Here is an 18,168-nt window from a genome sequence, read left to right as displayed (position 1 = left end):
GTCAGAACAGGGTGGGTTCGCCGAACCCCGCCACCCTCTCCGCCGCGAGGATACGACTCTTCGTGGCCGCACCGCCGGGCGCGGAGAACCCGCCCACCTCGGTTCCGGCGCCGACGACGCGGTGGCACGGGATGACCACCGGGATCGGGTTGCGACCCAGCGCGCGGCCGACCGCCTGCGCGGCGCCGGGTTGACCGAGTCGGGATGCGACCGCTCCGTAGGTCAGGACCCGGCCGCGGGGGATGTCGCGGGTGATCGCGTAGACGCGGCGGTCGAAGTCGGGCAGGGCGTCGATGTCGACGGCCACCGCGGACAGGTCGACGTCGTCGCCGGCCATCAATCCCCGGATCAGATCGATCGTCTCGGCCACATCGGGATCGGGGTCTCCGGGCGCGGCGTCGAACGAGGCGAGATATCGCTCGATGTCGGCTCGGTCGTCCTCCGGCAGTGCCACCGCGACGATCGCGCCGGCGGGGTCCCAGCACACCCCGCACACACCGAGTGCGGTGTCGAACAACGCGAACCGCCGCGTCGAGGTCACCGCACGGCCTTCATGAACGGCGCCGGGTACCCCGGTTTCGGACGTGCGTCGCCGAGCCAGGCGGAGAGCTCCTCGGCGCGGGCCGACAACTGGGTCGTAGCCGCGCGCGGCAGCTTCTCCAGCGGGTGCAGTCCGACGCTGCCGTCGGGTCGGTGGAACCATCCGCCGACGATGCGGCCGTCCCACCAGATCGTCTGTCCCCCGTTGCCGTTGCGGTCGAACATGTGCTCGCCGTGGTCGCCGAGATACCAGCCACGGTCCTTCCACCCCATCGTCGCCGGGTCGAGCTCGGGGAGCAGGAATCCGCGCGGCGCAACGGGTTCGACATCCTCGAGATCGTCGGGGAGCACGTACCCGACACCTCCCCCGTCGAGATCGACCTCGACGGCCGCGAGATCGGCCAGCGCCGCGCGCACCGCGGCCTTCGTCGACCCGAGCCACCACACGATGTCGGTCTCGGTGCCCGGCCCGAAGGTGCGCAGCCATCGCGCGACCATCGCCCGGTGGCCCTCGGCGACCGACAGCTGCGGGAGGGGCTCGCCGAGCCAACGCTGCATCGACGACCACTGCGGACGGGACAGATGCCACCCCGCGGCGTTGGGGCCGCGGACGATGTCGCCGGCCGCGCTCATCATGTTCAGCACGCGCGGACCCATCGGCGCGGTGCCGCCCCACGACCGGTCCGGGGCGATCTGCACGTGTCCGTCGAGTTCGGGCAGTCGCTTGCGCAGCTCGGTCGAGGACGCCACCGAACCATCGGCCAGCGCGTCGACGACGGCGGTCCGTGCGGTGTCGATCCACCCCTCGGGATCGTCGAAGTCGGTGCTGCGGCGGAGATCCCGCAGCATGTTGGTGCGTTCGGACGCGGCGACGCGCGGACCCACCGCACCGACGGCGTCGGCGAGGCCGGTGCGGTCGAGGACAAACATGGTCCGCCGCATCGCGAGTTGTTTGACCAGCGTGCGCTCCTCGTAGAGCGCGGTGTCGAGCTGTTCGCGCACGAAGCCCGGGAGGCGGGCCCACAGCGACAGATACATCGTGGGCGGGCACGTGGCGTGCAGCCCGACGATCGACGAGACCGCATCGGTCACCGAGAACGCATGGGGCACATCGTCGGTGAGCAGGTGGCGCCGCTGTAGGCGGGCGCGACGCTGCGCGTCGTCGATGCGGGGCCGGGCGCTCATCGGTCGATCGGTGACGACGTCAGTGTGCGGCGAGGACCGCGATGGCCTCGATCTCGACGAGCTGGTCGTCGTGGGCGAGGACGGTGACGCCGAGCAGCGAGGCGGCGGGCTTGTGGTCACCGAACGCCGCGACGACCGCGTCCCACGCCACCGACAGGTCGGCCTGCAGTCCCTCGGCGACGAAGACCGTCACCTTCGCCACGTCGGTGAGCGACGCGCCGGCCTCGGTCAACACGGTGGTCAGGTTGTCCATGCACGCACGCGCCTGCGCCTGGACGTCGCCGGGTGCGATGGTGGCGCCGTCGGCGTCGAGCGGGGCGATCCCGGCGGTGAACACCGTCGACCCCGGCGCTGCGGTCGCGCTGTAGGAGAACCCACCGTCGTGGAGGGCATCGGAACCGTTCACGCGTATCTGCGACATGGGCGTCATCCTACGACTGCGACCGCCCTGTCAGGAGCGGGCGTAGGGTCGGCGAATCGCCTGTAGCCGTCGGGGTGTGTCGCCTTCGCGACCCCACCCACCGACGTCAGGACCGACGATGGCCGGACACGGCGAACAGCGCAGCCCGAAACGACGCCGCGAGGACGAACGGCGCGAGATCGGGCGCAACGACGGACCGCTCGAGAGCGAACTCGAGGACAGCTTCGTCACCGTGGTGACCGAGGGTGCCGAACGCCTGCACCGCACCGTCCGCACCGTGGTGATCACCGGGTTCTTCGGTGGCATCGAGGTGTCGCTGGGCATCATGGCGATGCTCGCGGTGCTCCACGAGACGGGCGACCACCTGCTGGCGGGGGTGGCGTTCTCGATCGGACTGATCGCGATCTTCCTCGCGCACAGCGAACTGTTCACCGAGGACTTCCTGATGCCGGTCGCCGCGGTCGTCACCCGCAACGGGTCGGTGCTGCAGCTCGCGCGGTTGTGGGTCGGCACGCTGCTGGCGAACCTCGTGGGCGGCTGGGTGATGATGTGGATCGTCACCCGGGCCTTCCCGGAATGGGACACCGTTCTCGCCGAGTCGGCCCATCATTTCGTCGACGCGCCGCTGTCGCTGCAGTCGATCTGTCTCGCCGTGCTCGGCGGGGCCACGATGACGCTGCTCACCCGCATGCAGCAGGGCACCACCTCCGACGTGGCGAAGATCGTCGCGGCGGTCGGGGCGGCGTTCCTCCTCGCCGGACTCCAGCTGTTCCACTCGGTGCTCGACTCGCTCATCATCTTCGGAGCCATCACGACCGGTGGGGGCGTCACCTACCTCGACTGGCTGAACTGGTTCTGGTACACCACCGCGTTCAACATCATCGGCGGGATCGTCCTCGTCACGACACTGCGTCTGCTCCGAACGAAGGAGTTGGTGAACGCCGAACGCGACGACCCGTCACCGGCGGACGGCTGACCCCTCGGAACGCCGAAACCCCGGCGGGACACCATGTCCCGGCCGGGGTTTCGAGCTGTTCGAGAGGGTTCGGTCAGCGCAGCGCGCGGCGGGCGCGAATCGCTCCGCTGACGGTCAGGGCCACCACGGCACCGACGACGGCCGAACCGAGCAGCGCCACACCGACACCGAGGTCGAAGTCCCACGCGACGAACGAGATGGTGGTGTGCACCGTGTTCTGCAGGACGAACACGACGAGCGCGGCGACGAGGACGGTCGCGACGGCGAGCAGCATCTTCGATGCGGCGCCGAATCCGCGGCGGGCGGGGCGCTCGGTGGTGGTCGACGGGGTGCGGGTGGAGGTGGCGGTCATGATGTTACCTTCTCTAGGTGTGAAAAGTGTTGGTGGTCAGGGTGGTTCGCGGTGTGCGATCACACCCCGGCCCGGTGGGTCGCCGCCGATCCGGAGGCGGCCCACCGTGGGGTTGTCGTGCACTGATTGTTCGGTCACGAACAGATCAGGAGAGCTTGTCCTTGATGTTCTCGCCGACCTTCTTCACGCCGGCCGAACCCTGATCCTTCTTGCCCTCGGCCTCGAGGTCCTTGTTGTCGGTGACGTCACCGACGACCTCCTTGGCCTTGCCGATCGCATCTTCGGCGGCGTTCTTGGCCTTGTCGACGATTCCCATGATGACTCCTCTTCTCGGTGCCGCAACGGGGTGTCGCGGTTACAGGAGTGGAGTCGGGCGGGCTCGGAGGTTTGCACTCGATGACGGATGTGACGGTCGACACATCTACGAAACGTGCAGCTCAGCGGTGTATCGGGCCGTCCAGCTCGGCCAGGGGACGGCCCGAGCCGCCGCCGCGGGCGGCGACGATCGCCGCCGCGATGGACACCGCGGTCTCGTGTGCGGTGTGCGCACCGAGGTCGAGGCCGACGGGACTGTGCAGTCGCGCCAGGTCGCACTCCGACACGCCGGCGTCGACGAGACGGACGAGACGGTCGGCGTGGGTGCGGCGCGAGCCGAGCGCCCCCACGAACGCGAAATGGTCGAGGGTGAGCGCGGCCGCGATCGCCGGGACGTCGAACGTGTCGTCGTGGGTCATCACGCACACCACGGTGCGGTGATCCAGTCGCCCTGCCTCGTACTCGGCGCGCAGATAGCGATCGGGGCGCTCGACCACCACCTCGTGCGCGGCCGGGAATCGGTGGGCGACGGCGAAGGTGGCCCGCGCATCGACCACGGTCACGCGGTACCCGAGCAGACAGGCGACCTCGGCCAGTGCGCGTACGAAGTCGTTGGCGCCGGCCACCACCATGCGCGGCCGGGTGCCGAAGACGTGCACGAACACCGGCGCACGGTCACCGACGACCTCCCCGCCGACCACTCCCGACGCCCCCGCGGCGATCATGGCCCGGGCGTCGTCATCGACCCGGTCCCACGGGGCGTCGGTCCACCCGGCGGCCGGCAGGAGCGTGCGCCGGGTGTCGGTCCCGACGGTGGTCAGCAGAGCGCAGGCCTCGCCCGCCGCGAGACGGACCGCGAGGTCGCCGAGCACCGAGGCGTCGTCGACCCGCTCGACGAGCACCTCGATCTCGCCGCCGCAGGTGAGCCCTACCTCCAGTCCGAGCGCATCGGTCGCATCGGGGCCGTACCGCTCGACGACGGCGGCGCCGGTCGCGAGGACGTCGCGCGCGGCGGCGAGCACCGCGGCCTCCACACAGCCGGTGGAGACCGAGCCGACGATCGTGCCGTCGGAGGTGAGGACCATCGCCGAACCGACCGGCCGGGGCGAGGATCCGTGGGCGGCGATGATGCGCGCGAGCGCGACCGGACCCCGCGCGGCGGCGGCGCACAGTTCGTCGAGGACCTCGCGCATCACGTCATCGTCGTCGCCCCGACCGGGCGCGGCAACCGGGGCGCGAACCCTGTGCCCAGGGACGTTGGACACGAGCAACTTCCGGGGGTGTTCGGGCCGCCGTGCGTGGGTAGTCTGCGGTGGCGGTGCGCGGTGTGGCGATCGCCCGCGGTGGAGCCCCCTGTCGGGATTGAACCGACGACCTTTCGCTTACAAGGCGAGTGCTCTACCACTGAGCTAAGGAGGCGAATACAGCGTGGCCGAGTATATCCGCAGGATGCTGCGACCCCTGGCCGGCTCCCGTCGCGCGACGATCGACACGATCGAGCCGCTGACCTCCCCGCTCTCGCCGCGCCAGCCCGTCGACCTCACCGACGACGCCGCGGTCACCGAGGTCCTCGATCTGGCGATCAAGGTCGGTTCGGTGCTCCTCGACTCGGGCACCGGCGCCATCGACACCCAGACCCAGATCCGTTTCGTGGCAGGCATGTTCGGCGTCGAACGCGCCGATGTCGACGTGACCTACAACACGATCATGGTGAGCGCACGGCGCGGATCGTCGATGCCCCCGGTCACCGCGATGCGCACCGTGCACTACCGCTCCCTCGACTTCACGCGCCTCGCGCAGGTCGACCGGCTGATCCGCAAGATCCGCAGTCTCGCGGTGACGCCGGGCGAGGCCCACGAGGTGATCGACGACATCATCTCCTCACCGCATCCCTATGCCCGCTGGATCGCGACGCTGGCGTGGTCGACGATGGCCGCGGCGCTGTCGGTGACCCTCGGCGGCGGGTGGCTCGTCGCCGTCGTCGCGTTCCTCACCACGGCGTTCATCGACCGCATGAACCGCTTCCTCAACCGGTGGGGAACACCGCAGTTCTTCCAACAGGTGGCCGGCGGCTTCATCGCGGTGATCCCGGCGGCCCTGGTGTTCCGCTATCAGGAGGCACTGGGAGTCGCGATCTCCCCGTCGCTGGTCATCGCGGCGGGGGTGATCGTGTTGCTGTCGGGGTTGTCGTTGGTGGGTTCGGTACAGGACGCCATCACCGGCGCACCCATCACCGGGGTCGCACGGTTCTTCGAACTGCTGATCCTCACCGGCGGCATCATCTCCGGCGTCAGCGTCGCGTTGCGCCTGCTCGAGGGCACCGGCACCTACCTGCCCACCATCACCAGCACCACGACCCTGGGACTCACCGACGCACCCGCGCAGATCATCGGTGGCGGTGTCGCGGCCGCCGCGTTCGCCCTCGGCAGCTACGCCGAGACACGGGCACTCACGGTGGCCTTCGCCGGCGGCCTCATCGGGGCGACGGTGTCGGCCGCGGCGGCACTCATCGACATCGGCGCGGTCATCGCCGGCGGTCTGGCCGCGGTCACCGTCGGTTTCGTGGGTGGTCTCCTCGCCCGCCGGGCGTTGACGCCACCGCTGGTCGTCGCGGTCGCCGGCATCACGCCGCTGCTGCCCGGTCTCGCGGTCTACCGCGGGCTCTACGGGTTCCTCAACGAGCAGACGCTCGACGGTTTCACCGCCCTCGCCTCGGCGTTGGGCATCGGGGCGGCGCTCGCAGCCGGCGTCACGCTGGGCGAGTTCCTCGCCCGTACGCTGCGTCGACCCCGCATCCCGACACGTCCCACGCGCGCTCTGCTGACCGCGCGGTCGGCGTTGCGCCCGAAACGGTTCACCCGCGACGCCGACGACCCGCCACCCATGCCCGACGACGTCGCCGTCACCGAACCGATGCGTGCGCTGCGCGCCGACTCGGGGTCGTTCGCGCGGATCACCGCCGAGGACCTCGCCGCCCGGGCCGACCGGTGAGCTCGCGGTGGACGACGAGAAGGGCGAGCCGACCGGCGACCACAGGCCCGAGCCGGACGGCGACCACAGGCCCGGGCCGGACGGCGACCACAGGCCCGGGCCGGACGGCGACCAAAGGCCGAGGTCAGGGCCGATGATGACGCGGGGTAAACTGATCGTCATGCCTGCCAAGACCAGCGACACCGCCGAGATTGCCGAGGACGACATCGCGACGGTCGCCGCCGAGACCGCCAAGTCCGCACGACGCGTGGTCGCCGCCTACGCCACCGATGCCGACGAGTGCCGGATGCTGCTGTCCATGCTCGGGATCAGCCCCGACGTCGTCTGAGCGTGCCGACCAACGTCACCGATCCCGAGGGGCTCGTCCCTGATCGCGTCGACACCGATTTCCATGCCGCCGATTTCGTCGTGGTGGCCAATCGTCTCCCGGTCGACAAGGAGACCCTGCCCGACGGCAGCGTCCGCTGGAAGCGGAGCCCCGGCGGCCTGGTGACCGCGCTCGAACCCATCCTGCGGTCACAGACCGGTGCCTGGGTCGGGTGGTCGGGTGTCCCCGACTCCAGCGAGCACCCCGTGGTCGACGGTCTGCAGCTGCGTGCCGTCCCGCTCTCGGCGACCGAGATCAACGAGTACTACGAGGGTTTCTCCAACGCGACCCTCTGGCCGCTCTACCACGACGTGCTGGTCAAGCCCGAGTACCACCGCGAGTGGTGGAACACCTACGTCGAGGTGAACCGTCGTTTCGCCGAGGCCGCCTCCGACGCGGCGTCCGAGGGCGCGATGGTGTGGGTGCAGGACTACCAGCTGCAGCTGGTGCCGAAGATGCTGCGGATGCTGCGGCCGGATCTGAAGATCGGCTTCTTCCTCCACATCCCGTTCCCGCCGGTCGAGCTGTTCATGCAGCTCCCGTGGCGCACCGAGATCGTCGAGGGCCTGCTCGGGGCCGATCTCATCGGTTTCCACCTCCCCGGTGGCGCGCAGAACTTCCTCTACCTCGCCCGACGGCTGGCCGGTCAGGCCACGTCGAAGGGGTCGGTCGGTGTCCGCTCGAAATTCGGCGTGGTGCAGGTCGGTTTCCGCAACGTCCGCGTGGGTGCGTTCCCGATCTCCATCGATTCCGGTGCGCTCGACCAGACCTCGCGGTCGAAGAAGATCCGTGACCGCGCCGCCCGCATCCGGGAGGAGTTGGGCAACCCGTCGACGATCATGCTCGGCGTCGACCGCCTCGACTACACCAAGGGCATCGACGTCCGGTTGCAGGCGCTGAGCGAGCTGCTCGCCGAGAAGCGGATCGATCCTCAGGACATGGTGATGATCCAGCTGGCGACGCCCAGCCGCGAACGCGTCGACAGTTACATCCAGATGCGTGCGGGCATCGAGCAGCTCGTGGGCAACATCAACGGCATGTACGGCGAGGTCGCCCACCAGGTCGTGCAGTACCTGCACCGCCCGGTCGAGCGCGACGAGCTGATCGCGTTCTTCGTCGCCGCCGACGTCATGCTGGTGACGCCGCTGCGCGACGGGATGAACCTCGTCGCGAAGGAGTACGTCGCGTGCCGCAGCGATCTCGGTGGCGCGCTGGTGCTCAGCGAGTTCACCGGTGCCGCGGCCGAACTCCGGTCGGCCTACCAGGCCAACCCGTACGACCTCGACGGGGTGAAGGACGCCATCGTCGCCGCCGTCGAGCAGGCCCCCGAGGACGGACGCAAGCGCATGCGCTCGCTGCGCCGGCAGGTGCTGGCCCACGACGTGAGCCGCTGGGCCCAGAGCTTCCTCGGGGTGCTCGCCAACACCAGCGAGACCACGCCGAGCGGCAACCGCGGTGTCGATCTGGTCGAGGACGGCGCCGACGACGACAACGGTCAGTGACCGCGTCGCCGTCGCGCAGCACACGTCGGGGTTTCTCGATTGGAGCCCCCTCGCCCGGGGGTTCTAGACTCACCGAGTGAGTGCCCAAGATCTGTCCCCGGAGCTGCGCCGCGCGTTGAAGGACATCGCGCGCACCCCGCGTCTGCTCGTCGCCTCGGACTACGACGGTTGCATGGCGCCGATCGTGTCCCGCCCCGAGGACGCGCGGCCCAACCCCGACTCGGTCCGCGCGATGCGGGCCATCGCCGACCTCGACTCCACCACCGCGGCGGTCATCTCCGGCCGCGCCCTGCGTGACCTCGCGACGCTGTCGCGGTTGCCCGCCGAGGTCCACCTCGTGGGCAGCCACGGCAGCGAGTTCGACATCGGCTTCGTGCACGAGATCAGCGCCGCGGCAACCGAACTCCTCGACACCGTCGTCACCGAGCTGCGGGCCATCGCGGTCGACTACGAGGGCGTGACGGTGGAGACCAAACCCGCCAGCACCGCCCTGCACGTGCGCAACGCCTCCGACACCGACTCCGACTCGGCCCTGCACCGCGTGCGGGTGGGGCCTGCCACCTGGGACGGCGTGCAGGTCACCGAGGGCAAGTCGGTGATCGAGCTCGCCGTGATCCGCACCGACAAGGGGCAGGCGCTCGACATCCTGCGCCACCAGGCCGGGGCCGGCGCGGCGATCTTCTTCGGCGACGACGTCACCGACGAGAAGGCGTTCCGCCGCCTCCACGGACCCGATTTCGGCGTCAAGGTCGGCGACGGCGACACCCTCGCCACCTACCGCGTGACCGACACCGATCAGGTCGCGCTGGCGCTGGCGTTCCTCTACGAGGAGCGTCGCGCCTGGCTGCGTGGCGAGAACGCCGCCCCCATCGAACGGTTGTCGATGCTGGCCTCGCCGCGCACCGTCGCGTTGCTGACGCCGGATGCCAAGGTGTGCTGGATGTGTCACCCCGAACCCGATTCGGCGGCGGTGTTCGCGAGCCTGCTCGGCACCGTCGACGCCGGTGAGTTCGGCGTGCGTCCCCACGTCGACGGCGACCGTCGCGCACCACTGCCGCAGAGCCAGCGCTACGTCGACGGCACCATGACCATCGCGACCCGCTGGGCCGGACTCGAGGTCGTCGACTACCTGCCGCACGACGTCGCGCCGGGCAGGACCGACCTCGTCCGCGTCATCACCGGGTCGGTCCCGGCGATGGTCGAGTTCGCGCCGCGACCGGAGTTCGGTCAGGCCAGCGTGCAGATCGAGGCCGTCGAGGACGGGTTGCGCGTGTACGGCTCGAACGAGCCGATCGTCCTGCGCGCACCGGGTGTCACCTGGCGCATCGACACCGAGCGCTTCTACCAGCGCGCGACCGCCGTCGTCGACGCGTCGAACGGCCCTGTGGTACTCGAATTGCGTTGCGGCACCGATTACATCGGCGAGGAGGAGCGGACCGAGACCCAGCGACGCGAGCTCGCGCAGAGCTACTGGAGCGACTGGTCGGCCGGCTTGGCCCTGCCCGTCATCAAGCCCGACCTCATGAAGCGGTCGGCACTCACGCTCAAGGGACTGGTCCACGCCGACACCGGGTCGATCATGGCCGCGGCGACCACATCGCTGCCCGAGGAGATCGGCGGTGTCCGCAACTGGGACTACCGCTACTGCTGGCTGCGTGACGCCGCGCTGACCGCGTCGGCGCTGGTGTCGGTGGGGTCGCACGGCGAGGCCGAGGGCTACCTCACCTGGCTGTACCGGGTGCTCGGCACGGTGAACGGTCCCGAGTGGCTGCACCCGCTGTACACACTCGCCGGTGGCGGTCTGCCGCCCGAGGCCATCATCGACTCGCTGCCCGGATACGCCGGCTCGCGACCGGTCCGCGTCGGCAACGCCGCCAACCAACAGGTCCAGCTCGACGTGTTCGGCCCGATCGTCGAACTCATCGGGCACCTGGCCGATGCCCGTGCGGGCAACGGTGACGCCACACCGCTCACCGACGCCGACTGGGACCTGGTCGCGAACATGGTGTGGGCGGTCGAGCGACGCTGGTTCGAGCCCGATCACGGTATCTGGGAGATCCGCGGCAACCCGCGTCACCACGTGTACTCGAAGGTGATGTGTTGGATGACCGTCGATCGCGCGCTGAAGATCGGCGAACGGTTTGGTCGCGAGGTGGAGCCGGGTTGGTCGGTGCTGCGTGACGTGATCGCCGGGCAGGTCATCGATCAGGGCTGGAACGCCGAGGTGCGGTCGTTCACCGCGGCGTACGAGGGCACCGACCTCGACGCCGCCACCCTGCACATCGGGTTGGCCGGGATGATCGATCCCGCCGATCCGCGTTTCACCCAGACCGTCGAGGCCACCGAGGCCGAGTTGCGCAGCGGCGCAACGGTGTATCGCTATCATCACGACGACGGCCTGCCCGGCGGCGAGGGTGGGTTCCACCTGTGCGCGGCGTGGCTGGTGGAGGCCTACCTGCTCATCGGTCGACGCACCGACGCCGAGGCGCTCTTCGACCAACTCGTGAAGGCCGCCGGCCCCACCGGGTTGCTGTCCGAGGAGTACGACCCGGTCGCCGAGCGTTCACTGGGCAATCACCCGCAGGCCTACAGCCACATCGGTCTGCTCCGCTGCGCGGCCCTGCTCGCCGGCTGATTCACGCGCCTGCTGACTGAGATCGTCCGCCCCGAGCGCCACCTCCGGCGATATGCCGGAGATGGCAGTGGAGGCGGACGATGTCCGCCGTGACCCACGGCTACTCCTGTACGTTCGATCAGTGTCGACCCCCGAGCCGCCGGACCTCCATGACTACGACTGGCGCATGGACACCGCACTCAACAACCACATGTTCGAGGCCTATTGCCTCACAATCATCACCGACCTCGCCGCCGACGACCTGATTGCGCTGCTCCCATCGGCCAGGGTCGTCGACACCTGCGACCACGCCACACTCGACGACCGCGGGATGGACATCGTCGGTGACGTGGGTGGCGGGGCAGGCCTGGTCCAGGTCGGGGGTTCGGTGGTCATGTTCGAGCCGAACGGATACTGCGGTGTCACAACGGATCTGATGGCGCCGCGTCAGTAGGGCGGACTGTAGTGAGCGATTATCTGGGAGGCCACGGCGTGAGTACCTTCCAGTGGTACGTCGACGGTCAACTGCGCACCCAGTTCGAACCGCCCATGGCGGACGGCCGCGAGGGGACCACGCCCGATGATCTGGTTCCGCTGATGCGAGCCATCGGCGGCTTCCCGATCGACCTCGATGACCCTGAGGACGACAGGAGGTTCGACCTTCCCTACCGGCAAGCGACGCTCGCGCTGATGGAAGCACTCACCGGCGTACGAGTGACCCTCGAACTGCTCCGCGACTCGACATTCGTCAGTGTCGACATCCCGCTTCCCGACTGAAATCGTCCGCCCTGGCCGCCACCTCCGGCAATATGCCGGAGGTGGCCGTGCAGGCGGAAGATGTCAGCCGATGCTGATGTGGTCGGAGCCGTTGTCGACGGGGAGGTCGCCTGCGACGGTGGCGATGACCTCGTAGTTGTTGAGCGTGATGTTGCCGGAGTGGTTGTCGAGGAAAGCGGTGTCGGCGGCGTCGCGACCGGTGGCGATCCGCACCAAGGCCTGACGCGGGGCGAGGCCGGTGGCGTCGACCACGAGCCAGGTGCCGTCGATGAGGGCCTCGGCGACGGCGTGGAAATCCATCGGCACGCAGCCGGGGGCGTACACCGCGACGAGGCGGGCCGGGATGTTCAGTGCGCGCAGCAATGCGACCACCAGGTGGGCGAAGTCGCGGCAGACCCCGGCGTTGGCGAGCAGGGTGTCCTCGGCGCCGTCGATGGGATCACTGGCGCCCGGCAGGTAGTTGAGGCGGTCGGCGACGAACTTCGACACCTCGAACAGCAGCTCGATCGGCGGCTTGCTGAGATCGAATTCCGCTGTGACGTAACCGAAGAACTTGTCGGCCTCGGCGTACCGGCTGGGCCTCAGGTAGATCGACCGCTCCCCGACCTGCTCGGTGAGCGGATCGGCCGGGGTGTTCACCGACGCCGAGTACTGCACGAGCACGTTGCCGTGGTCGACGTGGAAGCGATGGATGCGGGTACCGCACTCGCCGACGATCTCCTCCGGGGTGACCGAGTTCCCGTTCACCGACACCGCCAGGGTCTCCACGAGGTCCATCCCGGGCAGCTTCGCTACGGTGACCTGCACTTCGAGCTCGGTGGCGGCCCCCACCCAGATGTCCATCATCGACGAGACGTCGCGCTTGATCGTGCCCATGGTCGGTTGCCCCTACCCTGCAGTGTGTTCGGACATGCGATGGCGGTCCCCGACTGAGTCTGCACGGCGCCGGGCTCAGCCTAAGCCGCCTGCGGCGCCACCGTAAACTCGTGCCATGACCACTCCCGACACCTCGTCGTCATCCCGCCGCGTCGCCGTCGTCACCGGAGCGAGTTCCGGGATCGGCGAGGCCACCGCGAGAACGCTTGCGGCACAGGGGTATGAGGTCGTCGTCGGTGCGCGGCGGCTCGACCGGTTGCAGACCCTCGCGCAGGAGATCGGCGGCCGGGCTATCGCCCTCGACGTGACCGACGACGCCTCGGTGGCCGACTTCTGCGCACAGCTCGACCGCGTCGACGTCCTGGTGAACAACGCCGGCGGTGCGCAGGGCCTGGCGACGGTGGCCGACGCCGATCTCGAACAGTGGCGATGGATGTGGGAGACCAACGTGCTCGGCACGCTGCGGATGACGAAGGCGCTGTTGCCCGCGCTCGTCGACTCCGGTGACGGCCTCATCGTCACGATCACCTCGATCGCGGCCATCGAGACCTACGACAACGGCTCGGGCTACACCTCGGCCAAGCACGCCCAGGCCGTGCTGCACCGCACGCTGCGTCCGGAGTTGATCGGGAAGCCCGTGCGGCTCACCGAGATCCTGCCCGGCATGGTGGAGACGGAGTTCTCGCTGGTGCGGTTCGACGGCGACGCCGAGAAGGCCGCGGCGGTCTACGACGGCCTCACCCCGCTGACCGCGGGCGACGTCGCCGAGGTCGTCGGTTTCGTGGCGTCACGGCCGCCGCACGTGAACCTGGATCAGATCGTGCTTAAGCCGCGCGACCAGGCCAGCGCCCGCCGCAACGTCAAGACCGGATAGGCCTCGGGTCAGCCCGTCGGACCCTGGCGTGCCGGGGTCGGCGGGGTGGTCGAGATGCCCGACAGCTGCGGCGCGTTCGACGGGGTCGCAGGCGCCGAGGAGCTGGTGACCTCGCCCTTGAGCGCCGACATCGCCTTCCAGTCGTCCCAGCCGAACGTCCAGTCGTAGATGTCGCCGTCGGCCTCCGACAGCGGGATCCGCGTGTTGGTGACCTCGACGGGGTCGCCGTAGATCGCGACGTTGAAGTACTGCTGCGCGTTGTCGAGCGACAGGTTGATGCAGCCGTTGGTGACGTTCGACGAGCCCTGCACACCGGTGGTCTCGGGGTTGGCGTGGATGAACTCGCCGTTGTTCGAGATGCGCACGGCGAAGCGCTCGCGCACGTTGAAGTACCCGGCGGCCGGGTTCGACATGTAGAAGTCCTCGTGCTTCTCGCTCACCACGTGGATGCCCGAGCGGGTCACGTTGCGGTCGAGGTCGCCGCTGCCGTAGCTGCACGGCAGGGTCATCAGCACATCGCTGCCGCGCATCACGTCGATCTTGAACGACGTGGCGTCGGCCTTCACGATCTGGGCGCGACCGATGACGAAGTCGCTGGTGACGTCGGCGGCGCCGTAGACGCCGTCACCGTGGTCGAGGCCGTAGAGCTTGGCGACCATCGACACCTTGGTGCCCGGCGCGAAGTACTCCTTGCTGCGCCAGTGCGCCCGCGACCCGTTGTCCTCGGGGAGCCAGGCCCAGCTGCCCTCGGTCTCCGGGGTCGTCTTCACGGTCAGCGCCTTCTCGACGGCCTTCTTGTCGGTGACCGTGGAATCGAACTTCAGGATCAGAGGTGCGGCGATGCCGACCTCCTGGCCGTCGGCGATGTTGACGACGACATTGGCCTGTTCCTGCGGGGTCAACGTCGTGAAGGTGCCCTGGATCGGCACGGTCTTGCGGTCGTCGCCGATCGCCGTTCCCGACCAGGTGTAGGTGTTGCCGTAACCGAGGGGCTCACCGATCGTGTAGGTCGTGCGGTCCTCCGACAGTGCGCCGGTCACCACGGTGCCGCGCGAGTTCGTCAGCTTCACGTCGGGGTTGAGCTGGCCCTTGCTCACCTTCACCGAGAACGCCGCGGTGGGGCTGGGGTTCGCGTTCGCGTCGAGCGCCGGGGAGAACGTGATGCCGGCCGAGGGTTCTGCACTCTTCGACGCGGCGGCACCGGATGCGGTGTCGCCGGACGAGCCGGTGCTGCAGGCTGCGGCGGTGACGCCGACGGCGCCGATGGCGATCGCGCCGAGCGCCGTCCGCCTGGTCATCGGGGAATGGCCACGAGAGACGGTCATGTACACCGACGATACCTGCAGACGACGAGTGCTCCGGACGGCGCAGAGTACGTCCACCCGGTCACACCTGCTGTCACAGGGCCTACAGACGGCATCCCACGAGGACGGGTTCGGGCTCGAGAACCACCCCGAAGGCCGCGGCCACACCGTCGCGGACCTCGCGCGCGAGCGCCAGCAGGTCCTCGGTCCGGGCGGGACCGCGATTGGTCAGCGCCAGGGTGTGCTTGGTCGACAGGCGCGCCGGCGCGTCCGCCGACGGATGGCCGCGACCGAACCCGGCCTTCTCGATGAGCCAGCCGGCCGACAACTTCACCCCGTCCTGCGCCGGGTAGCGCGGGATCGGGACGTCACCGACCCGGGCGACGATCCGCTCGAGGATGTGAGGCAGATCATGCTCACCGACAACGGGATTGGTGAAGAACGACCCCGCGCTCCAGGTGTCGTGGTCGTCGGCGTCGAGCACCATGCCCTTGCCCCGGCGCAGTCGCAGCACCGCCTCGCGTGCCTCGGCGACGGGCACACGCGCCCCCGGCTCCACCCCGAGGGCGCCGGCGAGCTCGCGATACCGGATCGGCGCGCTGAGACCGTCGTGGGTCAGCGCGAACGCCACCGCCGTGACCACCCGGTCGGACCGGTGTTTCAGTGCGCTGGTCCGGTAACCGAGCTCCAGCGACGCCGACGACACCCACTCGACGGCACCGGTCGCACGGTCGAGGACCTGCACCTCGTCGAGCACGTCGGCGATCTCGACGCCGTAGGCGCCCACGTTCTGCACCGGCGTGGCACCGGTCGCACCCGGGATGCCCGACAGGCACTCGAGGCCACCGAGATCACGGGAGACGGTGTCGGCGACCAGACGGTCCCAATCGACCCCCGCCCCGGCGACGACCACGACCGTGTCGCGGGTCGGGTCGACCTCGCCGACCCGGATACCGTCCTGGGCCATCTGGACCACGGTCCCGGGGAAACCCTCGTCGGAGACAACGAGATTCGACCCGCCGCCGACGATGAGCACCGGCTCACCGGAACGATCGAGACGGTCCAGCGCGGCGATGAGCTCGTCGACGTCGGTGGCCCGGACGAGGCCGCGCGCCCGACCACCCAGGCGCAGGGTGGTCAGGTCGGCCAACGACACACCGCCGTCGGCGTCGAGGTCGTTCGCGTCACGGGATCCCACGGGCCAACGGTAACGTCTGCAGGTCATGGCGACGAAGCTGCAGCACACCATCGAGTTCCCGTTCGGCATGGCGGCCTATCGGAAGGCCATCTCCGACCCCGAGTACTGGTCGACCCTGGCGGTGGGTTCGGACAAGGCGCCGGGCGAGCTCGAATCGGCCGACATCACCGACACCGGCGCGCAGATCGCGCTCATCCAGAAGATCCCCGCCGACAAGCTCCCCTCGGCGGTCACCTCGATGATCCCCGGCGACCTCGCCATCCACCGGACGGTGTCCATCGAGTTCACCTCCGACGACCGGTCGGCAGGCACCTTCGACGCGACGGTCAACGGCGCACCGGCCACCACCTCGGGCACCATCGAGGCGACCGGCGCGGAGAAGTGTTCCATCGCCTTCACCGGTGAGGTGACCGTTCGAATCCCCTTGATCGGCGGGAAGATCGAGAAGATGATCGCCGAGAACATGCGCACCCTGTTCGAGGCCGAGCGCGATTTCACGATTGCCTGGCACGACGAGCACCCCTGACCAGGCGGCAGGTACGGTAACTCCATGGCGCGACGTCTCAGCTACTCAGCCCGCTACGAGCATCCCACCGAGAAGGTCTATTCGGCTCTGTCGAGCCGCGACTTCTGGGATGCCCAGATGCTGGAGTTCCGGAAGCTGACCCCCCAGTCCGATGTCGAGAAGTTCGTGGTCGACGAGAACGGCATCGACATCGTGCTGGTGCAGACGCTGCCGAAGTCCGACCTCCCGGCCATCGCCAACGCGGTGATCAAGAAGGACATGATCATCACGCGCAAGGAGTTCCTCGGACCGTTCCACCCGGAGAAGACCGAGGGCACCTACAGCGCGGGCATCCCGGCCGGCCCCGGGAGCCTCACCGGTGTGCAGGAACTGTTCCCCACCGAATCGGGCTGCACGCTGCGGCGCACGACCGAGGTCAAGGTCTACGTCCCGTTCGTCAACGGCAAGCTCGAGCAGCTCATCCTGGTCAACCTGGTCGACCTGTTCCGCGGCGAGGCGGAGTTCACCGCGGACTGGATCAAGGCCAACGGCTGAGCCGTCGCGGCACCACCCCGACGGGGTCATCACCCGCGGCACCACCAACATCAACCGCCTCCGCCGGGTCGACCGGTGGATGGCCTCGCGCCCCGAGATCGTCGACGTTCTCCGTGCCGTCGAGCAACCGCTCGCCGTCGATCTCGGTTACGGTGACCGCCCCGACACCGCTGTCGAGATGTTCCGACGCCTGCGTCACGTCGTCGCCGACCTCGCGCTCGTGGGCCTCGAGATCGACCCCGCCCGGGTGGTCGCCGACCACGACGGTGTCCGATTCGCCCGTGGCGGTTTCGAACTCGCGGGTCTGAGACCACACCTCGTGCGGGCCTACAACGTGCTGCGGCAGTACGACGAGGACCAGGTCGTCGGTCACTGGCGTCGGATGCAGGACTCGCTCGCGCCGGGCGGGCTCATCGTGGAGGGCACGTGTGACGAGATCGGCCGACGCTGCGCCTGGATCCTCCTCGACGCCGACGGCCCGCGCTCGCTGACGCTGGCGTGGGCGCCGCGACACACCGACCATCCCTCTGCAATAGCGGCCCGCCTGCCCAAGGCGCTGATCCACCACAACCTGCCCGGGCGCCCGATCCACGACCTGCTCACCGCGGCCGACCGGTGCTGGGACGTCGCCGCGCCGTATGCCCCCTACGGGCCGAGGGTGCGGTGGTCACACGCCCGGCGGGCGCTCGCGGCGAGCGGCGTGCCGTGCGAGATCCCGCGACGCCGCCTGCGCGACAACACCCTCACCGTCCCGTGGTCGTTCGTCGCACCGAGCCGCTAGCCGTCCCGTCGTCGGCGACAGCGCCGTACCGTGTC

The 18,168-nt window shown here is 69.3% G+C and carries 18 protein-coding genes, 1 tRNA gene and 1 pseudogene; 10 read left to right on the top strand and 10 right to left on the bottom strand.

What is annotated here, in order from left to right:
- Position 1: 1 nt before the first annotated feature.
- Genes ASG12_RS05570 through ASG12_RS05560 form a run of 3 tightly spaced genes read right to left on the bottom strand, consistent with a single transcriptional unit; the run spans position 2 to position 2,146 of the window.
- Positions 2–541, bottom strand: coding sequence for a methylated-DNA--[protein]-cysteine S-methyltransferase (locus ASG12_RS05570; protein ID WP_055786155.1), 540 nt, complete (start codon positions 539–541; stop codon positions 2–4).
- Complete coding sequence (locus ASG12_RS05565) at positions 538–1,725, bottom strand: winged helix DNA-binding domain-containing protein (RefSeq protein ID WP_055786154.1); 1,188 nt, start codon at positions 1,723–1,725, stop codon at positions 538–540. The genes ASG12_RS05570 and ASG12_RS05565 overlap by 4 nt, the downstream gene beginning before the upstream one ends.
- Positions 1,726–1,744: 19 nt before the next feature.
- Positions 1,745–2,146: a RidA family protein gene (locus tag ASG12_RS05560; protein ID WP_055786151.1), complete on the bottom strand. Its 402-nt coding sequence runs from the start codon at positions 2,144–2,146 to the stop codon at positions 1,745–1,747.
- A 118-nt stretch (positions 2,147–2,264) separates the two neighbouring features.
- Between ASG12_RS05560 and ASG12_RS05555 the strand changes: the two genes are divergently transcribed.
- Complete coding sequence (locus ASG12_RS05555; RefSeq protein WP_055786148.1) at positions 2,265–3,122, top strand: formate/nitrite transporter family protein; 858 nt, start codon at positions 2,265–2,267, stop codon at positions 3,120–3,122.
- A 73-nt stretch (positions 3,123–3,195) separates the two neighbouring features.
- Here the strand turns inward: ASG12_RS05555 and ASG12_RS05550 are convergent, their stop codons facing one another.
- The 4 genes from ASG12_RS05550 to ASG12_RS05535 form a co-directional block, all read right to left on the bottom strand.
- Complete coding sequence (locus tag ASG12_RS05550) at positions 3,196–3,474, bottom strand: LapA family protein (RefSeq protein ID WP_055786145.1); 279 nt, start codon at positions 3,472–3,474, stop codon at positions 3,196–3,198.
- 145 nt (positions 3,475–3,619) lie between these two features.
- Complete coding sequence (locus ASG12_RS05545) at positions 3,620–3,790, bottom strand: CsbD family protein (protein ID WP_045821745.1); 171 nt, start codon at positions 3,788–3,790, stop codon at positions 3,620–3,622.
- Between the two features lie 121 nt (positions 3,791–3,911).
- The gene (locus ASG12_RS05540; RefSeq protein ID WP_055786143.1) at positions 3,912–4,982 is read right to left on the bottom strand and encodes an XdhC family protein; all 1,071 of its coding nucleotides are present in this window, start codon (positions 4,980–4,982) and stop codon (positions 3,912–3,914) included.
- Positions 4,983–5,133: 151 nt separating this feature from the next.
- Positions 5,134–5,208: transfer RNA gene (locus ASG12_RS05535), tRNA-Thr, on the bottom strand.
- A gap of 9 nt (positions 5,209–5,217) precedes the next feature.
- Here ASG12_RS05535 and ASG12_RS05530 point away from each other — a divergent pair.
- From ASG12_RS05530 to ASG12_RS22320, 5 genes and pseudogenes are all read left to right on the top strand, one after another.
- Positions 5,218–6,780, top strand: a complete 1,563-nt coding sequence (locus ASG12_RS05530; RefSeq protein ID WP_082501661.1) for a threonine/serine ThrE exporter family protein — start codon at positions 5,218–5,220, stop codon at positions 6,778–6,780.
- Between the two features lie 160 nt (positions 6,781–6,940).
- Positions 6,941–7,108, top strand: coding sequence for a hypothetical protein (locus ASG12_RS21950; protein WP_160298507.1), 168 nt, complete (start codon positions 6,941–6,943; stop codon positions 7,106–7,108).
- 80 nt (positions 7,109–7,188) lie between these two features.
- Positions 7,189–8,649, top strand: a complete 1,461-nt coding sequence (locus ASG12_RS05520; RefSeq protein ID WP_045821834.1) for an alpha,alpha-trehalose-phosphate synthase (UDP-forming) — start codon at positions 7,189–7,191, stop codon at positions 8,647–8,649.
- A 76-nt stretch (positions 8,650–8,725) separates the two neighbouring features.
- On the top strand, positions 8,726–11,284 hold the full coding sequence (gene otsB / locus ASG12_RS05515; protein ID WP_055786137.1) for a trehalose-phosphatase: 2,559 nt from the start codon (positions 8,726–8,728) through the stop codon (positions 11,282–11,284).
- A gap of 52 nt (positions 11,285–11,336) precedes the next feature.
- Positions 11,337–12,040: pseudogene (locus tag ASG12_RS22320) on the top strand (DUF6461 domain-containing protein).
- Positions 12,041–12,103: 63 nt separating this feature from the next.
- On the opposite strand, the gene ASG12_RS05500 reads toward ASG12_RS22320, so the two are convergent.
- Complete coding sequence (locus ASG12_RS05500; protein WP_055786127.1) at positions 12,104–12,916, bottom strand: transglutaminase-like domain-containing protein; 813 nt, start codon at positions 12,914–12,916, stop codon at positions 12,104–12,106.
- A gap of 115 nt (positions 12,917–13,031) precedes the next feature.
- Between ASG12_RS05500 and ASG12_RS05495 the strand changes: the two genes are divergently transcribed.
- Positions 13,032–13,790 carry an SDR family oxidoreductase gene (locus ASG12_RS05495; protein WP_055786123.1) on the top strand — a complete coding sequence of 253 codons (759 nt, stop codon included), beginning with the start codon at positions 13,032–13,034 and terminating at the stop codon, positions 13,788–13,790.
- Between the two features lie 8 nt (positions 13,791–13,798).
- On the opposite strand, the gene ASG12_RS05490 is transcribed toward ASG12_RS05495, so the two are convergent.
- Together ASG12_RS05490 and ASG12_RS05485 are read right to left on the bottom strand one after the other, a co-directional pair.
- Complete coding sequence (locus tag ASG12_RS05490; protein WP_055787741.1) at positions 13,799–15,115, bottom strand: L,D-transpeptidase; 1,317 nt, start codon at positions 15,113–15,115, stop codon at positions 13,799–13,801.
- Positions 15,116–15,197: 82 nt separating this feature from the next.
- Positions 15,198–16,292 (bottom strand): UDP-N-acetylmuramate dehydrogenase, encoded by a 1,095-nt coding sequence (locus tag ASG12_RS05485; RefSeq protein ID WP_055786120.1) that lies wholly within the window; start codon positions 16,290–16,292, stop codon positions 15,198–15,200.
- Between the two features lie 25 nt (positions 16,293–16,317).
- On the opposite strand from ASG12_RS05485, the gene ASG12_RS05480 reads away from it, so the two are divergent.
- The 3 genes from ASG12_RS05480 to ASG12_RS05470 all read left to right on the top strand — a co-directional run bounded on the left by ASG12_RS05480 (position 16,318) and on the right by ASG12_RS05470 (position 18,133).
- Positions 16,318–16,818 (top strand): DUF2505 domain-containing protein, encoded by a 501-nt coding sequence (locus tag ASG12_RS05480; protein ID WP_055786117.1) that lies wholly within the window; start codon positions 16,318–16,320, stop codon positions 16,816–16,818.
- A gap of 24 nt (positions 16,819–16,842) precedes the next feature.
- Positions 16,843–17,352: a DUF2505 domain-containing protein gene (locus tag ASG12_RS05475; protein ID WP_055786114.1), complete on the top strand. Its 510-nt coding sequence runs from the start codon at positions 16,843–16,845 to the stop codon at positions 17,350–17,352.
- 79 nt (positions 17,353–17,431) lie between these two features.
- On the top strand, positions 17,432–18,133 hold the full coding sequence (locus ASG12_RS05470; RefSeq protein ID WP_055786112.1) for a hypothetical protein: 702 nt from the start codon (positions 17,432–17,434) through the stop codon (positions 18,131–18,133).
- The last annotated feature ends 35 nt before the right edge of the window (positions 18,134–18,168 follow it).

It is taken from the genome of Williamsia sp. Leaf354, assembly GCF_001424365.1.
In the GTDB taxonomy this organism is placed as follows: domain Bacteria; phylum Actinomycetota; class Actinomycetes; order Mycobacteriales; family Mycobacteriaceae; genus Williamsia_A.
This window is presented reverse-complemented; position numbering and strand designations above follow the sequence as displayed.

What these genes read in the sequence shown, in the direction of transcription:
- ASG12_RS05565 (WP_055786154.1), bottom strand. Translation starts at nt 1,725, where the DNA reads ATGAGCGCCCGGCCCCGCATCGACGACGCGCAGCGTCGCGCCCGCCTA.
- ASG12_RS05560 (WP_055786151.1), bottom strand. Translation starts at nt 2,146, where the DNA reads ATGTCGCAGATACGCGTGAACGGTTCCGATGCCCTCCACGACGGTGGG.
- ASG12_RS05555 (WP_055786148.1), top strand. Translation starts at nt 2,265, where the DNA reads ATGGCCGGACACGGCGAACAGCGCAGCCCGAAACGACGCCGCGAGGAC.
- ASG12_RS05550 (WP_055786145.1), bottom strand. Translation starts at nt 3,474, where the DNA reads ATGACCGCCACCTCCACCCGCACCCCGTCGACCACCACCGAGCGCCCC.
- ASG12_RS05545 (WP_045821745.1), bottom strand. Translation starts at nt 3,790, where the DNA reads ATGGGAATCGTCGACAAGGCCAAGAACGCCGCCGAAGATGCGATCGGC.
- ASG12_RS05540 (WP_055786143.1), bottom strand. Translation starts at nt 4,982, where the DNA reads ATGCGCGAGGTCCTCGACGAACTGTGCGCCGCCGCCGCGCGGGGTCCG.
- ASG12_RS21950 (WP_160298507.1), top strand. Translation starts at nt 6,941, where the DNA reads ATGCCTGCCAAGACCAGCGACACCGCCGAGATTGCCGAGGACGACATC.
- ASG12_RS05500 (WP_055786127.1), bottom strand. Translation starts at nt 12,916, where the DNA reads ATGGGCACGATCAAGCGCGACGTCTCGTCGATGATGGACATCTGGGTG.
- ASG12_RS05495 (WP_055786123.1), top strand. Translation starts at nt 13,032, where the DNA reads ATGACCACTCCCGACACCTCGTCGTCATCCCGCCGCGTCGCCGTCGTC.
- ASG12_RS05490 (WP_055787741.1), bottom strand. Translation starts at nt 15,115, where the DNA reads ATGACCGTCTCTCGTGGCCATTCCCCGATGACCAGGCGGACGGCGCTC.
- ASG12_RS05480 (WP_055786117.1), top strand. Translation starts at nt 16,318, where the DNA reads ATGGCGACGAAGCTGCAGCACACCATCGAGTTCCCGTTCGGCATGGCG.
- ASG12_RS05475 (WP_055786114.1), top strand. Translation starts at nt 16,843, where the DNA reads ATGGCGCGACGTCTCAGCTACTCAGCCCGCTACGAGCATCCCACCGAG.
- ASG12_RS05470 (WP_055786112.1), top strand. Translation starts at nt 17,432, where the DNA reads ATGGCCTCGCGCCCCGAGATCGTCGACGTTCTCCGTGCCGTCGAGCAA.